Raw genomic sequence first — 17,935 nt, forward strand, 5'->3', positions numbered from 1 at the left:
TAGTACGGAAATTTGCATTATCAGATAACTCTAAAATTTGTAAACAATGGAAAATAAACAATTTCAATTCAAGACGAACATCAATTGCGGCGGCTGTATCGCATCTGTAAAGCCGCACTTGGACAAGGCAGAGGGCATCTGCCATTGGGAAGTGGACACGGCCAACAAGGACAAGGTACTTACCGTGAAGTCCGAGGGCATTACCGAGCAGGAAGTAATATCGACCGTGCAAAAGGCAGGCTTCAAAATAGAACCTTTGGATGCCTAAGCCAGCAACTTTTTGAAATGCCCTTTTTCCGACCGAATTTCCATGAGGTTGGGTTGATGAAAAAGGGCATTTTATCAATTCTGAAAAAAGGCGATAGGTTATTGCGTATATGGCATTATTTTTCCATATAGCAAAAAAAACGTAAAACGATATAAAAAAAACCAATCTAATTTGTAACTTTGTTGCGTTGAAAAATTATAGAATACATATAGGCATTTTGACATTGTTCTGTTTGGTTTTCTTTATGATGCCAAGTCAGAGCTATGCCTGTTCCAAAAATTCAACAAAGACCGAGCAGTCTTTCTGCTCAAAGGAGAAATCCAAAAAATCAGAACATAAAAAAGGTTGCAAGAGCAAATCCTGTAAAAAATGCAAAAGTGACAAATGCGGGGGCGGTTGTTCCCACAGCTCTTGCAGGTGCGGTGCTTCAACCACTTCCCTAAATGTCCCAACCGTAATCGAATTAAAGGCAAAAAATCACTTAGCAGCAGCTAAAAAGCAAAAATTCGGTTTCAAAGAAGCCTACTATTCTTCGGGCTTTTTCTCCATTTGGCTACCGCCTAAAATAAGCTAAAACTATGGCCTGATAGCCATAGGTATGTCCTGTCAGAAGCTGTTCCGGCTTTTGCAAATCCCCTATTTGTATCATTTATTTAAAATTTAAAACAGAAATGGGTTTATCAATCCCCCGTTTCTCAAAATGTAATTATTATGAAATCATTATCAAAAATAGTGATGGTAATCGCCGTATTACTATCATCAATAAACGGCTTCGCACAAATCAAGAATGCGAAAACAGAAACCGTAAAGATTTACGGCAATTGTGGTATATGCAAAACCACCATCGAAAAGGCAGGTAACGTAAAAAAGGTAGCCAGTGTGGACTGGAACAAAGATACCAAGATGGCTACGCTCACCTATGACGGCGACAAAACAAATCAGGATGAAATCCTGAAACGTATCGCTTTGGCTGGTTATGACAGTGAGAAGTTCCGTGCGCCGGATGACGTATATGCTAAACTGGCTGGTTGCTGCCAGTATGATAGACCAGTGAAGACGGTTGCCAAAAACAAGGAGGCGGGAATGGACATGAATGCCGGACATGGCAATCACGACCATAGTCAAATGGCAGCTAACAAAGATGCAGCCCAAAACCAATCACAGCTAAAGGCTGTATTTGACAACTACTTTTCAGTGAAAGATGCTTTGATAAAAACCGATGCGGCGACCGCATCTGCCAAAGCCGCTGAATTGGCTGCATCCCTTAAAGCAGTCGATATGAATAAGCTATCGGCAGAGGAACATACGGCTTGGATGAAAGTGATGCAGGACTTGACGGCCAATGCGGAAACCATTTCAAAATCAAAAGATGTTGCAAAACAAAGAAGTGCTTTTGCGGCACTTTCGGGAAGCATCTACACACTGGCCAAAGTGTCTAAACAGGATACTCCCGTTTATTACCAGCACTGCCCTATGTACAATGGAGGTAAGGGAGCCAATTGGCTAAGTAAAGAGAATGCTGTTAAAAACCCATATTACGGCTCACAGATGCTTACCTGCGGCAGTACGGTCGAAACCATTAAATAACAGGTCTGAAAGCTATGGTACAGTACAATGACATGGTGCAGGCGCTTAAAGACCTAAGACAGCGTGGATACAGTATGGACTTTAGTCTGTTGCCGGACTGCCTGTACTGTGCGTCAAGGAGCCTGAAACTAAAACCGGAGGATTTTACGGTTACGGAAACCCATAGGTTTGAAAGCCTCGACAGCAGTCCTGATAACAATGCCGTGATTTATGCCATATCGTCCAATGATGGTAAGAATAAAGGCGTACTTGTGGATGCCTATGGTGCTTATGCCGAAGAAATGACCCATGAGATGGCAAAAAAATTAAGTGCAACATAACTTTTAAAACCCCTTATTATGAAAAAATACACGTGTCCCATGCACCCGCAGGTGCTAAAAGACGAACCAGGCAAATGCCCGCTTTGTGGCATGGCACTGGTTCCCGTTGGCGGTAGCTCAGTTTCTCATGTACAAAAATCAGGACATGGGCATTCCGGGCATTCTCATCATAACCAAGCCAGAGATAGCTTTAACAAACATGAGGGGCATCATACAGGCGATTTTCTCGCTCGTTTTTGGATAAGCCTCGTCATTACAATCCCTATCCTGCTCCTGTCACACATGATACAGCAATGGTTGGGTTTCAGCCTTGCTTTCAATGGAGATAAATATGTGCTGCTGGCATTGGGTACAGTGATTTATAGCTATGGAGGCTTGCCGTTCCTAAAGGGAATGATTGGCGAGGTGAACGCCAAAGCCATAGGGATGATGACACTTGTTGCTATCGCTATATCCGTAGCCTATGTCTATTCCGTAGCCGTTGTATTTGGCTTGCAGGGCATGGACTTCTTTTGGGAACTGGCTACGCTTATCGACATCATGCTGTTAGGGCATTGGCTGGAAATGCGTTCCCAAATGGCTGCTTCACGGGCTTTGCAATCATTGGTTGCTTTGCTGCCTAACGATGTCACGGTGGAGCGAAACGGAGAAGCGGTAAAAATAAAGCTTGAAGACCTGCAAAGCGGTGAAACGGCTATCATAAAACCGGGTGAAAAAATTCCAGCCGATGGATTGGTACTGGAGGGGCTTTCGTATATCAACGAGAGCATGCTTACCGGAGAAAGTATTCCCGTGAAAAAGGAAAAGGACGGAAAGGTCATCGCAGGCTCTATCAATGGCGATGGTGCGCTGAAAGTTAAGGTAACAGCCGTTGGAAAAGACAGCTACCTGAACAGGGTTATCAATCTTGTGCAGGAGGCACAAGCTACTAAGTCCAATACGCAAAACCTTGCGGACAAAGTTGCCAAATGGCTCACCTTTATTGCCATTGCCGTTGGCATAGGCACATTTGCCTATTGGTATGCAAGCAGTGGAGATATTGCCTTTGCGCTTGAAAGAATGGTGACGGTAATGGTAACGGCCTGCCCGCACGCATTGGGCGTGGCTATCCCGTTGGTGGTCGCCATTTCCACAACGCTATCGGCGACCAATGGTCTGCTCATCCGCAACCGCACAGCATTTGAAACCACCCGAAAACTTTCCACTGTCATTTTTGATAAGACCGGAACGCTCACCAAAGGTTCCCATGCCGTAGAAAAGGTTATACCGTTAACAGACGAATATAATGCCGATGAGGTTATCCAGTATGCTGCCGCAGTACAGCAAAATTCGGAACACCATATCGCCAAAGGCATTATGGCTACATTGAAAGAAAAGAGCCTTGCCTTATGGAAGTCTGAAAACTTCAGCTATATGCAGGGCATAGGTGTTAAAGGTGTTGTGAACGGGAAAAATGTCGTAGCTGGCGGCCCGAATTATTTCACCGAAAACCACCTTTCCCTGCCTGAAATTCCAAACGAAATCAATCAAGAGGCCGAAACGGTCAACTTTGTCCTCATTGATGACCGGGTAATCGGCATCATTACTTTGGCAGACAGCATCCGTGAGGGTTCGGCACAGGCGATTGAGGAACTCAAAAAAATGGGCATCAAGTCCTTTCTGCTCACCGGGGACAACGACAGGATTGCTGCTGCCGTGGCCGGAAAATTGGGTATGGACGGGTATTTGGCTAATGTGCTTCCGCACAACAAGCAGGAGAAAGTAAAGGAGTTTCAGGCAAAAGGCGAAATCGTAGCAATGACTGGTGATGGTGTAAATGATGCACCTGCACTGGCACAGGCAGATGTGGGCATTGCCGTGGGTTCCGGTACGGACGTGGCTGCCGAAACAGCGGATATCATATTGGTAGACAGCGACCCGAGGGATGTGGTCAAACTGATTGACTTCGGCAAACTTACCTACAAAAAGATGGTACAGAACCTGATATGGGCGGTTGGCTACAACGTGGTGGCAATACCGCTTGCGGCAGGCGTACTCTATCCGAATTTTGTTTTAAGTCCCGCTATGGGTGCTGTGCTGATGAGTGTAAGCACCATTGTAGTGGCTATTAACGCAAGTTTTTTAAAAATCAAAAAATAAATAAAAATGAAAAATCTAACATTATCAATCATTGCTGTTATCATGGCATTTGTAACAGTATCATGCAATCAGGCATCCAACAAAAACGAGCAGTCTTCAAGTGATACTGCTGTTGTATCACAAGAACAGTCAGCTTCCCAACCAAAAGAGGATGATACGGTAGCTGCGCCCGTTGTGAGTGAAACTCCGAGCGGTCAGGAAGCAAAAGCAACAGGAAAAGAAGAAGCAAAAAACTTTTCTATTGCGCCCATAGTTACCGATTATCTGTCCTTAAAGAACGCCCTTGTTTCGGACGATGACAAAGCTGCCGCCAGTTCAGGGAAAAAGCTGTTAGCTACCCTGAATAAAGTGGACATGAAAGCCGTTCCTGCCGATAAGCACAAAAAGTACATGGACATAGCGGACGATGCTAAAGAACATGCAGAACATATCGGGGAAAATGTCGGCAACATCCACCACCAGCGGGAACATTTGGCCTCGCTTGGCGAAGATTTGAAAGACCTGATTGATTTGTTCGGCACATCACAAACATTGTATCAAGACCATTGCCCGATGTTCAATGACGGGAAAGGAGCTGTTTGGTTCAGCGAAAGCAAAGAAATCAAAAACCCTTACTACGGTTCTAAAATGCTGACCTGCGGTAAGGTGGAAAAAACAATTAACAGCAAATAAAATTTAGGGTTATGGAAAATATGCAGAACAACCACCATACAGGTCATGCTTCAGGGCATGGTGCGCACAATTCAAGCCATGCTTCAGCCATGTACAAACGCTTTGCGATTATGGCTGTCGTAATGTTCGGTGCAATGTATTTTATTATGTACGCTATGATAGACGGGTTGCGCAACCTCATACCCAATATCAACAATTTGTATATGACCCTGCTGATGACTTCGGCAATGTTGCTTATCGAATTAGTGGTAATGAAAGTAATGTACCCCAACAGGAAGATGAATTGGGCGATAGCCATCATCTCGGTTGCTGTTGGCATCTTTTCATGGTTTGGTATCAGGGAACAAATCAATGTCGGGGACAAGCAGTTTGCAAAGGGTATGATACCCCATCACGCAGCAGCCATATTGATGTCCGAAAAGGCACACCTGACCGACCCGGAACTGATAGAGCTGCAAAAAAACATACTTAAAACCCAAGCGGAAGAAATTGAACTGATGAAGCGCAAGCTAAAAGAGTTTGAAGAAAGTAAATAATAAAATTTAAAAAACAGTTTCGACATGAGCAAAATAATAATCGGCTTTATTTCCTTATCAGCCCTGCTATTCACCGCTTGCGGACAGGTAGGGTCAAATAAGGATGAAGCGACACAGCATTCGCAGGCAACTCCGGAAAGCCACGGGCATAGTAACCAAATAGGTGAATTGGTTCCATCGGATGAAGTCTGCATGGTCAACGATGCCTATATGGGCAAAAGGCAGTTTGACGTAAAATTTGATGGTAAAACCTATTACGGATGTTGCGAAATGTGTAAGGAACGTATTCCAAAAGATGCGACCGTGCGGATGGCGATAGACCCCTATTCCCATAAGCAGGTAGACAAAGCTAATGCGGTGATTGCTGTGACAGGAAATAACGGTGAAGTTTCTTATTTTGAAAACAAGGAGAATTATGCCAAGTATGTGAAAAAACAGTAGACACAAAAAGATGAAGCCACAATAAAATAATTATGACCATAAAGAAGAAAATCATATTGGGGCTGGCTGTCGTCCTCATCGGCATACAGTTCTTTCAGCCGTTACGGAACCAGGCGGATGAAGTGCCAGCCACCCATATCGAAAGGGTGTACGCCGTACCCCAAAATGTAAAGGCTATCCTTGTCCAGTCCTGTTATGACTGCCATAGCAACAATACCCGCTATCCGTGGTACAGTCGTATCCAGCCCGGAGCATGGTACATGGCAGAGCATATAAAAAAGGGGAAAGAGGAACTCAACTTTAGCGAATTTGGCGAATATTCTGCCCGCAGGCAGCGTAACAAGTTCAGGGCTATGGCGGGGCAGGTCAAGGACGGGGAAATGCCTTTGTCGTCATACACACTCATCCATCGCAATGCAGTATTATCACCGGAGGATAAGCAGGTTTTGATGGCGTGGTTTGGCACAATGGAAGACAGCATTAAATAAAATTTTTCAACGAATGAACAGATATAAAAAAATACCCATAAGAATACTGCAAACAGTGCTGATACTGCTTTGCACCCAAACGTTGTTTGCACAGAAAGTAGTGCATTACGACCTGTATGTAAAAGATACCCTTGTCAACTATGCAGGTAAGCAAAAGCGGGCGATTGCCGTAAACGGGCAAATCCCCATGCCCACCCTTACCTTTACCGAGGGCGACACTGCCGAAATAGTGGTGCACAACCAATTGAAAGAAAGCACATCACTTCACTGGCATGGTGTGTTCCTGCCCAATAAAGAAGACGGTGTGCCCTGGCTTACACAAAAACCCATCGCACCGGGCACAACCTACACCTACCGTTTTCCGATTATCCAGCATGGTACGCACTGGTACCATTCCCACTCAGGATTGCAGGAGCAGATTGGCATGTACGGAAGTTTTATCATGAAGAAAAGAAGCGATGATAAGACATTCAGAAAAGGAATTGACGATTTGCCGACCGTTCCAATTATATTAAGTGAGTGGACAAATCTTAACCCCGATAATATCAACCGTATGCTACACAATGCAAATGATTGGGCGGCCATTAAGAAAGGCGCAACACAATCATATGTTGAAGCTATTAAGGAGGGAAAATTAGGGGTAAAGGTAAAAAACGAGTGGAAGCGGATGCTGGCGATGGATGTCAGTGACATTTACTATGATAAAATCCTAATAAATGGTAGCCATAGCACCGATTTGAAAACAATTGATGGTAAAAAGCTAAAAGCAGGCGACAAAGTCAGATTGCGTGTTTCCAATGGAGGGGCGTCTTCATATTTCTGGCTACGGTATGCTGGAGGAAAAATTACAGTAGTAGCGAATGATGGGAATGATGTTGAGCCTGTAGAGGTGGACAGGTTAATCATTGCCGTTTCTGAAACTTACGATATTGTAGTGACTATCCCTCAAGATGGTTTGGCTTACGAGTTCTTAGCAACAACCGAAGACAGGACACAATCTGCGAGTTACTTTATAGGTGATGGGGTCAAACAGCTTATTTCTCCACTCCCACGATTGAAGTATTTCGAGGGGATGAAGATGATGAACGATATGATGAAAATGAATGGCGATTTGAACGATATGGGCATGAAGATGAGCCTTAACCAAATGGACATGAATGTAGTGATGTATCCCGAAATTACCGGAGATGCAACAAAAAAAGCAGACCACAGTAAGCATGAGGGTATGGATATGGATAACGACGCTAACCGTTACAACGCTAATGCCTTGGGAGACATCAAAACATTAAATTATGCTATGTTGCAATCACCTTATAACACCTCTCTTCCAAATGATGCGCCTGTAAAAGAGTTGAAATTCACACTTACTGGCAACATGAACCGCTATGTATGGAGCATGGATAATAAAATACTTTCGGAAACTGACAAAATACCTGTAAAAAAAGGAGAAATTCTACGGATTACCATTTATAATAATTCAATGATGCGGCATCCAATGCATCTTCACGGATTTGATTTCAGGGTGATAAACGGAAAAGGCGAAAAATCGCCGCTTAAAAATGTGTTGGATATCATGCCTATGGAAACAGATACCATTGAGTTTTTAGCAAATGAGGAAGGTGATTGGTTCTTTCATTGCCATATATTATATCACATGATGGCGGGAATGAACAGGGTCTTTGAAGTTGGAGACTACAATAACCCCTATCTACCCGACAAGGCAAAAGCCTATAAAGAATTGCAAAGAGAAAGTAATATGCCTCATTTTATGGCACAAAACGATTTTGCAACCAATGGTAATGATGGAGAAGCTATGCTAATGAATGCACGCTACCAATTAGGAACAGAATGGCGTTTAGGCTATAATAGTATGCACGGTTATGAAGTAGAAACCCATTTAGGTAGATACATTGGAAAGATGCAATGGTTCATGCCCTTTGTAGGTTTTGATTACCGCTACCGTAAAATGGGAGAAGATGAACACGAAAAGAACATATTTGGACAAACCAACAAGAAAGACACCCGCAGGGCGTTCAGTTTAGGGTTTATGTATACGTTACCTATGCTGGTCAATTTTCAGGCAGAAGTATATCATGATGGAATTGTGAGATTGCAGTTAATGCGTGAAGATATACCAATTTCAAAAAGACTAAGAGGTGGTTTTATGGTGAATACCGACTTAGAGTATATGGGAGAACTTAGGTATATCATTAATAAGAATATAGGTATACGTACCCACTATGATAGCGATATGGGCTTTGGTGTGGGGCTGGCATTGACTTATTAAAATTAAATAACTAAGGGTTGTAAACTGCATAACCGTAAAAAAATATCGGTAAAAAAAAGGAGGTGATGCAGGTGTAATTCGCAAAGACTAACCTGCATCATACTACAACCCTTTAAAGTATGCAACAAAAATCTATCTATCGTTCCATCATCAATACGGTAGAGGTTGAATTTTTTTAAGCAGTAATTGCATCATAAGCTAATACGAACAGTGTTAGCTTTTCTGTATTAACCAATAATATATTACATCAAAATGAAGCGAATGGATAAATTTTACAATGAAACATATCTTAAATTGGAAACTGCAATCCAGGAACTGGAGATTGAAACCGACTGCCCCATAAAAAGAATTGAAGCCGTTATACACCATATCATACAAAGCCTTGCCGACTTAAAGGACTTTGTACTGAAAAATGACTTTAAGAATATGGAAGAAGAAATCCATTTTTTCAAGTATCAGAAACCTGTTATTGTTTCAAAGCTCATCTACTACAATGCCATCTATAAAATCGAAACAAGAAGACCCTACGGGAACAAGCGTACCAAGAAATATTTTACCAAAGAACTGAAAAAGCTAAAAAGGTTCTTTGAAAACAACCTTGATTTTTACAAGTATTACCGCAGCAATAATTCTTTCGTTGACGAAAAATTCTTTGTGCGTGGCAAGCACGATATAAGGCTGTGGTTAGACACATTTTATTTTGAAGCAGACCATCGTTTTTCTACTTCACACGATTATAAGGTTGCCAAGATTTTTGCCAATGACCTGATACAAGTTTATTTGGAAGACAGGCTCAATAACATCAATGTGAAAAGGGGTTCGGACAATTCATTGAAATGGACGGCAAGCAAAACGGCACTGACTGAACTCATATATGCACTGTACTCCCACGGTGTATTTAACAATGGGAATACAGATATAAAATTGATTGCTAAAGCATTTGAAGATGCCTTTAATATTGAATTGGGCGATTTTTACCATACGTTTATGGAACTGAAAGCCCGTAAGATAAACCGAACCAAATTCCTTGACAGCCTGTGTGAAGCCCTAATAAAAAAAAATGGACGAAAAGGACGAAAAGTAACGACTATTATAATACGCCACGAGGTGAATGAACGCCTTTTGTCCGTATAATGCTTTCCTGCACCTTTGGGGCTTCATTCTGCTTTTCTGCCTGCTCCGAAGCATCTTGTTTGGTTTCCGGCGTAATAGATAGCTGTATCTTTCTTTCTACGGCAGCCAGTTCCGTTTTAAGATCACTCAATCGACTTTCCTTAGCCCAAGTACCGTTAACCACTTCCTGAAGTATCGGTAGGTCTTTTGGTATTTCAGCGATTTTCTCCTGCTCCTGCTTCACAAAGCCCGGCAGTTTTTCCAAAGCCCTTAAAAAATTCATTGCGGCGGTTTCGGGGTCTTTTGCCATCAGACCGTTATTGTAGGTGTACTTGATATTGCCCTCGCCAGTTATAAAAAATCTATTGACCCTTTCGAGTGTTGAATTATCCTTTGGAAGTTCTGTTTTAACCAATAATTGAAACCCGTAGAGGTTGCCTATTTCACGATAGTCGCCTGCCGTGCGGGCTTTGTTCGCAATCTCGTTCAGTTTTGCGCCTATTTGTTTCGGATTTGCATTGGGCGGCAAGCCATCTAACAGCACAGGGTTTTCGATTGTAAATATAAAATATTTAAAAGATGATAAAGATCTTGAAGGAATAATATCACTTCAGGGAGAGGTGCGCATGGGAGGAAGTAATAAAATAGTACCAAATGCAGAAATTGAAATTCGGGATACAAATAATAAATTAATTGCTAAAAAAACAGCTGATAGTAAAGGAAGATTTAAGTTTACCATAAAAACTGAACCTACTGTCGGGAATATTAATATAAATGGATCCGATGGAAATTCATTAGGTGAACTTGAAATCGCAAAAGTTGATATGGGTCGATTTTATTCACAAATAGAAATAGCTGTGAAACTGTTTATTATAAATGGAGTTATGAAAAGCACAGTACCCCTTTCGAAAAAAGAGATTAAAGAAATCAAGAATCAAAATAATAAATAGATATAAATGAGAATCAACTCAGAAAAATTATTAATATTGAAATGAGTTAGATTTTAGAGGTAGGTACAAGCAAGTTAAAAAAAAGCTTTTGATGGTGCTAAAAATTTCATCTTGTTTACAACGGAATCTATTCATATAAAGAATTTTTGTTTATTATTTGAAATATAAAAAAGGTCCAAATTTATAATGGCATTACGCATAAAGTTAAACCTTTGTGGTTTTAAACTTCTTCTTTTGCTAACACTCTTTAGCTGTTCCACAAAGAAGAATTATAACGACTGGGTTGATATAGACCAAAACAACTGCAGCAGCTATAGCCAACGAGGTAAAGGTTATACAGATGATGAGATATCGCCTTTAATAAAAGGCAAAGTGAGAATGTGCCATAATAATGAAAATGTTCCTTCTGCTAGAGTTTTCTTTCTTAGTTCAGAGAGTGATACAATTGGTACAGCCATCACCGATAAAAATGGAGAATTTTCGCTAACGATCCCATCCGAGGGATTGCTCCATGGAAAAATTATTGTAGATACATTTGGAACGGGGATGACTATCGAACATGTTTACATTGCGACAAATTTTAAAACCTACGCCTTAGACATAAAATTACCAAGGCAGCCCATGTATATTAATGAAATAGGTTCAAAAAAGGACCAGAAAAAGTTGAGGAAAGAAGTTGAAAAAGCAAATAGAAAACATAGATAGGTGTTATAAGTTGATCTGGGCTATTAAAATTTTAGTCTTTTTTTTGATCTTTTGTTTCTCATCATGTTCTGTCATCAGACCTAAAACAATAAACAATAAAGTATTGGGCGGGTACGAATCTTCAAGCTATTTAGACGAGAACGATTCGGAAGATTCTGTGACGATTTCAGGCATTATCACTGAAGCTAAGAAAAAAAGGAAGGTACCCAATGCAGAGATACGATTTTTAGACTCGGAAGGAAATACGCTCAAAAAAGTATCTTCAGACACAGATGGATCATTCAGTACAAGACTGGCAAAACTCACAAAATTTGGAAGTATCGAAATTGATGGAAATAGTGCTGGTTTTCTCACTATAGCAAACATAGACTTTGGTATTTTTGTCAATAATACCAGAATAAAAGCGAGATTATTCAAGTACGATTATTCTGCAACGGAGTTAGAATTTTACAAGAAAGAAGATCGAGACCAGCTAAAGCGAGAGATAGAAGAAATGAAAAAACAAAAGAGGTAACAGCATCGTACCACAAAGTGTATTAATTATAGAAATGGAGACTGTAACATGAACTGTGTCAGAGGAATAATTCAATAAGATTATGTATATTCAATTATTCAAACGACACGGTCATGAAAGAAAAAGACCCATTCGACTTTGAACGCTTCAAGGCAGAAGCCATGCAAGGTCTTTACGAAGGTAAAAGTTTGTCTCCCAATGATGGCGTCCTAGCGCCGTTAATGAAGCATCTGTTGGAATCAATGATGGATGGAGAACTGGAAAACCACTTGAACGAAGAGAAAGCTTCGGGCAATAGCAATCGTCGAAATGGCAAGACAAAAAAGACAGTCCGAGGTCTCAATTGTTAATTCGCATATAGATACCCCCAGCAATTCGCATTAAAATGCCACCACCTTAAACAATTAAGGTTTTACTTGTTGAGAGTATAATAAAATCTCAGCGTTATGTATAAAGTGGCTATGTACAATACGATAAAAACACTTTTGGAACACGGCAAATCTTTGCGGGAGATCTCAAGGGAACTTGGGATGTGCCGCAAGACCGTTTCGCGTATCCACATTTAACATGTATTGTTTTGATAGAGGACTGCGTAAGCTGGTAACCGCTGAACTCGAAAAGATAGAAGTCGCAATCAGAGCAAAAATGATTTATATATTGTCTCATCAATATGGTCCTTTTTGGTATAGTGCCCCTAACCTGTTCGAATCTCTCCAGCTCCACTTAAGGGGACACTTAATAGAAAGCACCCCCTTTCTTTATACCCATAAAGAACTATGAGTCAAAATGTTAAAACACCTACACATAGAGTTAGAAAATTTCAACAAAATGTTTAGTCTTAGGTTATCAATTATTAGCAGACGTGGTCATTAAACCGAAGCATTTCTAAACACATCCGGCCGTTATGATAAGGACATTTCCAGAAACCCGCCTTATCATCGTTACGATTCATTTGTCCATCGGGCAATACACTCCAGTACCATTCTCCAAATTGAACATCAATAAGTTTTGTCTGAATAAATTTCCAGACATTTTCTGCTAAATCTAAAAACTTGGAATCAGGTACAATTTTGGACAGATAGCTATAACCAACTACTGCCTCGGCCTGTACCCACCAATGTCTTTCGTCATCTAAATGACCATCTCTAAATTCGTAAGCCATACTTCCGTCAGGAAGGATCCCCTCCACGGCGGCGAGGCCAATGCTGGTCACAATATCTTTGATGGATTGGGAGAGTGCGGGAATATTCAATACGGTAGTAGCTTCCCACAAAAGCCATGCTGCTTCAATATCATGACCATATGATATGGTATCAGTTGTTGAGTTCCACTCCCGATCAAAAAAAAGATTGAGATGCCCTGTACGCGAATCATAGATTTTGCTAACGAAAAGATCGACCAGATCCTTTTGGGCTGAAATTAATTGATCATCTGGCCACACCTGTAGCAGATTGGTATAGGGCTCAAGAATATGTAAATGAGTATTCATGGTCTTGACCTGATTCTCGTCTTTTTCACTCAGCCGCATATCGGCTATCGGTGACCAGTCGCGCGAAAATGCTTCCAAATATCCGCCAGACTCATCATCAAAAGTATGCTCAATCAACTTAAAAAGATCTATTGATAACTCCAAAGCTTCGGATATTCCCGTAGCTCTGTAAAACTCCGAGAAACCATACAGTGCAAAGCCCTGTGCATAGGTCTGTTTTTTTGTATTGAGGGGCTTGCCCTGATAATCAAGCTCCCAATAAACTCCCCCATATTCTTTATCGATAAAATTATCGCGTAGGTAGTGGTAAGCCCGTTCAGCCATTCGTAAATAGGATATATCGTTAAATTGGCGATAGGCAGCTGAGAACGTCCAGAGGATCCTCGCGTGCATAACAGCTCCTTTGCTAGCATAGGGCACCAAATGATTATGCCCATCCATCTTTCCGTAAAAACCGCCAAATTCCAGATCGACCATTTTTTCACTCCAAAATGGAAGTATGTTGTTTTCAAGTATTTCTCTAAAACGATTCATTTAATTCAAGCTAAATGTATTGATTCATCTATTTTTTTTCAAGATCAGCCTCTCTTTTATTCTTTAGATCATTAAGGATCAGATCCATCCGTTTTTCGCTCAAAGGGTAAAAACTTATGAACAACACGGATAATACAGTACCGATTGCAGGGAAAAAACTCAAGAACATCCGAATACCATGAAGTGCTTCGTCACTCTGCTGCTGATTGGCCTGAAAACCATAATAGGCCAATAGCCAACCTGTCAGAGCCGTCCCAAATGCCCAGCCGAGCTTCTGACTCATCGATGAAGAACTAAAGATCAAACCTGTTGCCCTATTGCCTGTGCGTAGTTCGGAATAATCTGCACAGTCGGCATACATCGACCAAAGCAAGGGAAATACGCTCCCGGCGCAAATACTGATGAGTACCTGAAGAGAAAATATAAGAATTAGATCTTCTTTGCCCAACCAGTAAAAGGCAATACTTCCCACCGTAGCAATAAGCATGGCAATCATATAGGTGCTTTTTTTTCCGATACGATTACTGACAGGAGCTGCTAATACAACACCTAATATATTAGCAGCTTGCCCAAGGGCCAAATAAAGTCCACTTAATACAAATGGTACCTCAAAAATCATGATTCGGTCGATTTGATGCTCCTCAACATAATACTTGAAGTAGTATAGCGTTGCTCCATCCCGAATGGAATTAAAAACAAGAGCCGCCACCCCGGCTCCCAGCAGTATCCACCAAGGACCATTTTTTAGCAAGTCTCCGATATCTTGCTTTAATGTCGAGTGATGCGCCGTCACCTCTACAACCCTTTCCTTTGTCCAATAAAAACATAGCAAAAAAAGTATCGTTGAAAATGCAGCAATAACTAGTGCAGCCATAAACCAACCATGCTGAAGTGACGTAAGATCTGCTCCCGCCTTACTGAAAAAATCTATTAATGGGTTGAATAAAAGCAGGGTAACAAAACTCCCGATATAGGCGAATGTCATCCGAAAGGTAGCCAGTACATTACGCACTTTGGGAAAGGGACTCATTACACCCAATAATGATGCATATGGTACGTTGATCGCCGAATACACCATCATCATCAAGGAATAAGTCAGGTAGGCATAGATAATTTTTCCGGTATGCGAAAAATCAGGCGTATAAAATGTTGCTGCACCGATCAAACCAAAGGGTATGGCAACATAAAGGATGAATGGTCTGAACTTGCCCCAACGGCTCCGTGTACGGTCTGCAAGTGCACCTATAATGGGATCGAACAACGAGTCCCAAACTCTGGTGATCAAAAACATGGTACCAACAGCTTTCGCCTCCATACCAAAAATATCGGTATAAAAAAACATCAGGTACATACCAAACAGCTTCCAGAACATGGACGACGCTGCATCTCCCAGGCCATATCCGATTTTCTCTCTCAACGAGATTTTTTCATTTTCAATTCTCATAAGTAGGTATTCTGGATACAAATCTAACTATTCAGATTTTTTGAAGCGATCGTATGTACGACCTTGACTGATGCTGCTGACCGAAATCCATCCTGGGCTGTATTAAAACAATAATCAAGCAATCTGTCTATCGATGATAAGGCGACATGCATCCGTGTATCGCTCGAAGCATAATAGATATAAACGGTACCATCGGGGTCTGCGATCCAGCCATTTGAAAAGAGTACGTTGGAGACATCTCCTACTCTTTCTATACCCTTGGGTGCCATAAAATGTCCCGCGGGTTCAGCAATTATTTGGTCGGGATGTGCCAGATCTGTTACAAAAAGATAGAGTACATACCTAAGGCCTGCAGCACACATCCGTACGCCATGTGCCAGGTGTAGCCAGCCACGCTCGGTTTTAATGGGCGCTGGCCCTTGCCCATTCTTAAGCTCTTTAATGGTATGATAGTGTCGGTGATTTATAATTTTCTCTTCGGAAACAACCGCATTTTCCATACTGTCTACCAGCCCCCAACCTATTCCACCACCTTTGCCTGCATCAATAAAACTATCCTGTGGACGTGTGTAAAGTGCATACTTACCATCGACAAACTCGGGGTGGAGGACCACATTGCGCTGCTGACTGCTGGATTGTAAATCTGGCAAGCGTTCCCATGTGACCAAGTCGCGAGTACGTACAATGCCGGCAGCTGCAACTGCCGAAGATAGATCACCAGCAGGAGCTGCGGGATCTTTGCGTTCGGTACAGAAAATACCATAGATCCATCCGTCCGCGTGTAGCGTGAGACGCATATCATAGATATTGGTATCTGGAATTTCGGTCTCGGGAATATCTATCGGATAATCCCAAAAATGGAAACCATCTATGCCATTTTCACTTTCAGCAATAGCAAAAAATGACTTGCGATCATTACCCTCTACACGCACAACCATAATATATTTGTCCTGCCACTTGATTGCCCCAGCATTGAATGTCCCATTGATGCCGAAACGCTCCATCAGAAAGGGATTTCTCTCCTCATCAAAATCATAACGCCAATGAAGTGGTGTATGATCAGCAGTCAGAACTGGATAGGTATACCGCTCGTATATCCCATTTCCTGGCAATAATGGCGTATTTTTTCGAGAAATTAGTTCCTGATGTGCTTGTTCGATAGCTTGTCTACGATTTTCAAATATTAAATTCATCTTCTATAAGTATAGTTTTGTTTCTCTTGTATATTTTCTATTTCTTGTGCTCTTTAAAGATCTGTTGGACAAATTTTTCCAATTGTCCCCTCCAGAATGACCATTCATGGCCAGCATCTGCCTGGTCATAGACATAATCAACCCCATAGCTTTTCAACTTCTGGAGAAAAGCTAAATGTCCGTTGTACCGAGGATCTTTGGTACCACAGCTGGACCAGATATAGACAGCTTGACTATTGGAAGAAGATTTTAAAGCTGACATATTGGGGATATAGCGATCAAAATCAAATGCTGGATCACTCAAAAGTCCCGAGCTAAATTGACCTATATATTGGAAAGTATCTTTATTTCGCATACCGATCACGAAAGCCTGCCCTCCTCCCATAGATAAACCAGCTATGGCCCGAGATAACTTATCCTTACCCACATTAAATCGTTGCTCGACAAGCGGCTTCACGTCGTTTAGCAACTCATCTTCAAGAAGATCCATCCCTTCAACTGAACTACCCCCGGCCCATGATCCATCCGTTAGACCATTGGTCATAACCACCAACATGGGTTTTATTTTTTTTTCGGCAATCAAATTATCCATGATATACGCAACACGCCCATCACGAAACCAACTCCCCTCATCATCTCCCCCACCGTGCCTGAGATATAAAACTGGCAGCGGTTTAGTTGACTGGACAGCTTGGGGTGGCACATAGACATAAAGGTTGCGCTGCTTATTTAATTTGCTAGCGGTATAGGTTAAGATGCGGAGTTCTCCGTGGTTGACGGCTCTTAACTGATCAACGGCAGGCTGACGTGCTATAATTTCCAATACACTGCCATACACTTCTGTGCCGTATTTGACTTTAGGATTGGCTAAATCTATAGAACGTTTTCCATCTACCACAAATACATACTGATAAATACCTGGCAATAGGGAGCTCGTAGATGCCGTCCAAACACCGCTTGTATCCTGTTCCATCGCCAATCTCATAATGTCCCAGTCGCCAATCTCGACCTGCACTTTGCTGGCTTGGGGAGCCTTCACACGGAAGGTAACCCGTCCACTGGAATCAATCGCAGGTGAAAATTTGCCTGTCGATGCCTGCCACCATCCGGCTGTGCTAAATGAGGATCCGTCCTGCTGTGCTTTAACAGGCAAATAGAGACCTAACAACGCTGTGCCCAATAAAATTAGTTTTTTCATCTGTATATCATTTGTTTTCAATGGTAATGAGGCCGCCAGATCTATTCTTCCCACTGT

At 41.7% G+C, this 17,935-nt stretch carries 19 protein-coding genes and 2 pseudogenes; 16 read left to right on the plus strand and 5 right to left on the minus strand.

What is annotated here, in order from left to right:
* Positions 1-46 precede the first annotated feature (46 nt).
* The 10 genes and pseudogenes from B3H30_RS04560 (at position 47) to B3H30_RS04605 (ending at position 9,822) form a co-directional block, all read left to right on the plus strand.
* Positions 47-268, plus strand: a complete 222-nt coding sequence (locus B3H30_RS04560; protein WP_002981097.1) for a heavy-metal-associated domain-containing protein — start codon at positions 47-49, stop codon at positions 266-268.
* Positions 269-979: 711 nt separating this feature from the next.
* A complete protein-coding gene (locus tag B3H30_RS04565) occupies positions 980-1,855 on the plus strand; it encodes a DUF3347 domain-containing protein (RefSeq protein WP_286833491.1) in 876 nt (291 codons plus the stop codon).
* A gap of 14 nt (positions 1,856-1,869) precedes the next feature.
* Positions 1,870-2,175 (plus strand): hypothetical protein, encoded by a 306-nt coding sequence (locus B3H30_RS04570; RefSeq protein ID WP_002981094.1) that lies wholly within the window; start codon positions 1,870-1,872, stop codon positions 2,173-2,175.
* Between the two features lie 18 nt (positions 2,176-2,193).
* Positions 2,194-4,314 carry a heavy metal translocating P-type ATPase gene (locus tag B3H30_RS04575; protein WP_034735068.1) on the plus strand — a complete coding sequence of 707 codons (2,121 nt, stop codon included), beginning with the start codon at positions 2,194-2,196 and terminating at the stop codon, positions 4,312-4,314.
* 6 nt (positions 4,315-4,320) lie between these two features.
* Entirely contained in the window at positions 4,321-4,986 is a 666-nt protein-coding gene (locus B3H30_RS04580) for a DUF3347 domain-containing protein (RefSeq protein ID WP_286833496.1), read from the plus strand.
* 11 nt (positions 4,987-4,997) lie between these two features.
* Positions 4,998-5,522 (plus strand): DUF305 domain-containing protein, encoded by a 525-nt coding sequence (locus B3H30_RS04585; protein WP_286801645.1) that lies wholly within the window; start codon positions 4,998-5,000, stop codon positions 5,520-5,522.
* A 24-nt stretch (positions 5,523-5,546) separates the two neighbouring features.
* The gene (locus B3H30_RS04590) at positions 5,547-5,963 is read left to right on the plus strand and encodes a hypothetical protein (RefSeq protein WP_078797523.1); all 417 of its coding nucleotides are present in this window, start codon (positions 5,547-5,549) and stop codon (positions 5,961-5,963) included.
* Between the two features lie 32 nt (positions 5,964-5,995).
* A complete protein-coding gene (locus tag B3H30_RS04595) occupies positions 5,996-6,451 on the plus strand; it encodes a heme-binding domain-containing protein (RefSeq protein WP_286833499.1) in 456 nt (151 codons plus the stop codon).
* A gap of 13 nt (positions 6,452-6,464) precedes the next feature.
* Positions 6,465-8,738 carry a multicopper oxidase family protein gene (locus tag B3H30_RS04600; RefSeq protein ID WP_286833502.1) on the plus strand — a complete coding sequence of 758 codons (2,274 nt, stop codon included), beginning with the start codon at positions 6,465-6,467 and terminating at the stop codon, positions 8,736-8,738.
* Between the two features lie 261 nt (positions 8,739-8,999).
* A pseudogene (locus B3H30_RS04605) lies at positions 9,000-9,822 on the plus strand (RteC domain-containing protein).
* A 6-nt stretch (positions 9,823-9,828) separates the two neighbouring features.
* Here the strand turns inward: B3H30_RS04605 and B3H30_RS04610 are convergent.
* On the minus strand, positions 9,829-10,395 hold the full coding sequence (locus B3H30_RS04610) for a hypothetical protein (protein ID WP_070566713.1): 567 nt from the start codon (positions 10,393-10,395) through the stop codon (positions 9,829-9,831).
* Here B3H30_RS04610 and B3H30_RS04615 point away from each other — a divergent pair.
* From B3H30_RS04615 to B3H30_RS04635, 6 genes and pseudogenes are all read left to right on the plus strand, one after another.
* The gene (locus B3H30_RS04615) at positions 10,370-10,801 is read left to right on the plus strand and encodes a hypothetical protein (protein ID WP_139145004.1); all 432 of its coding nucleotides are present in this window, start codon (positions 10,370-10,372) and stop codon (positions 10,799-10,801) included. The two genes, B3H30_RS04610 and B3H30_RS04615, sit on opposite strands and share 26 nt — an antisense overlap.
* Before the next feature lie 186 nt (positions 10,802-10,987).
* Positions 10,988-11,506 (plus strand): hypothetical protein, encoded by a 519-nt coding sequence (locus B3H30_RS04620; RefSeq protein ID WP_070566717.1) that lies wholly within the window; start codon positions 10,988-10,990, stop codon positions 11,504-11,506.
* A 103-nt stretch (positions 11,507-11,609) separates the two neighbouring features.
* Positions 11,610-12,020, plus strand: a complete 411-nt coding sequence (locus B3H30_RS04625) for a carboxypeptidase regulatory-like domain-containing protein (protein ID WP_139145005.1) — start codon at positions 11,610-11,612, stop codon at positions 12,018-12,020.
* A gap of 113 nt (positions 12,021-12,133) precedes the next feature.
* A pseudogene (locus B3H30_RS04630) lies at positions 12,134-12,364 on the plus strand (IS256 family transposase); the annotation flags it as partial.
* A 117-nt stretch (positions 12,365-12,481) separates the two neighbouring features.
* On the plus strand, positions 12,482-12,586 hold the full coding sequence (locus tag B3H30_RS24835; RefSeq protein WP_368072492.1) for a helix-turn-helix domain-containing protein: 105 nt from the start codon (positions 12,482-12,484) through the stop codon (positions 12,584-12,586).
* Position 12,587: 1 nt separating this feature from the next.
* Complete coding sequence (locus B3H30_RS04635; protein ID WP_088162435.1) at positions 12,588-12,800, plus strand: Abi family protein; 213 nt, start codon at positions 12,588-12,590, stop codon at positions 12,798-12,800.
* 73 nt (positions 12,801-12,873) lie between these two features.
* On the opposite strand, the gene B3H30_RS04640 is transcribed toward B3H30_RS04635, so the two are convergent.
* The 4 genes from B3H30_RS04640 to B3H30_RS04655 are packed head-to-tail and all read right to left on the minus strand — an operon-like array spanning position 12,874 to position 17,878.
* Complete coding sequence (locus B3H30_RS04640; protein ID WP_070566725.1) at positions 12,874-14,043, minus strand: AGE family epimerase/isomerase; 1,170 nt, start codon at positions 14,041-14,043, stop codon at positions 12,874-12,876.
* A gap of 28 nt (positions 14,044-14,071) precedes the next feature.
* Positions 14,072-15,487, minus strand: coding sequence for an MFS transporter (locus tag B3H30_RS04645; RefSeq protein WP_070566727.1), 1,416 nt, complete (start codon positions 15,485-15,487; stop codon positions 14,072-14,074).
* A gap of 23 nt (positions 15,488-15,510) precedes the next feature.
* Entirely contained in the window at positions 15,511-16,680 is a 1,170-nt protein-coding gene (locus B3H30_RS04650) for a glycosidase (RefSeq protein WP_286709314.1), read from the minus strand.
* 37 nt (positions 16,681-16,717) lie between these two features.
* Positions 16,718-17,878, minus strand: a complete 1,161-nt coding sequence (locus B3H30_RS04655; RefSeq protein WP_286833506.1) for an alpha/beta hydrolase — start codon at positions 17,876-17,878, stop codon at positions 16,718-16,720.
* Between the last annotated feature and the right edge of the window lie 57 nt (positions 17,879-17,935).

Source organism: Sphingobacterium sp. UBA7038, from assembly GCF_002494055.1.
Classification (GTDB): domain Bacteria; phylum Bacteroidota; class Bacteroidia; order Sphingobacteriales; family Sphingobacteriaceae; genus Sphingobacterium; species Sphingobacterium multivorum.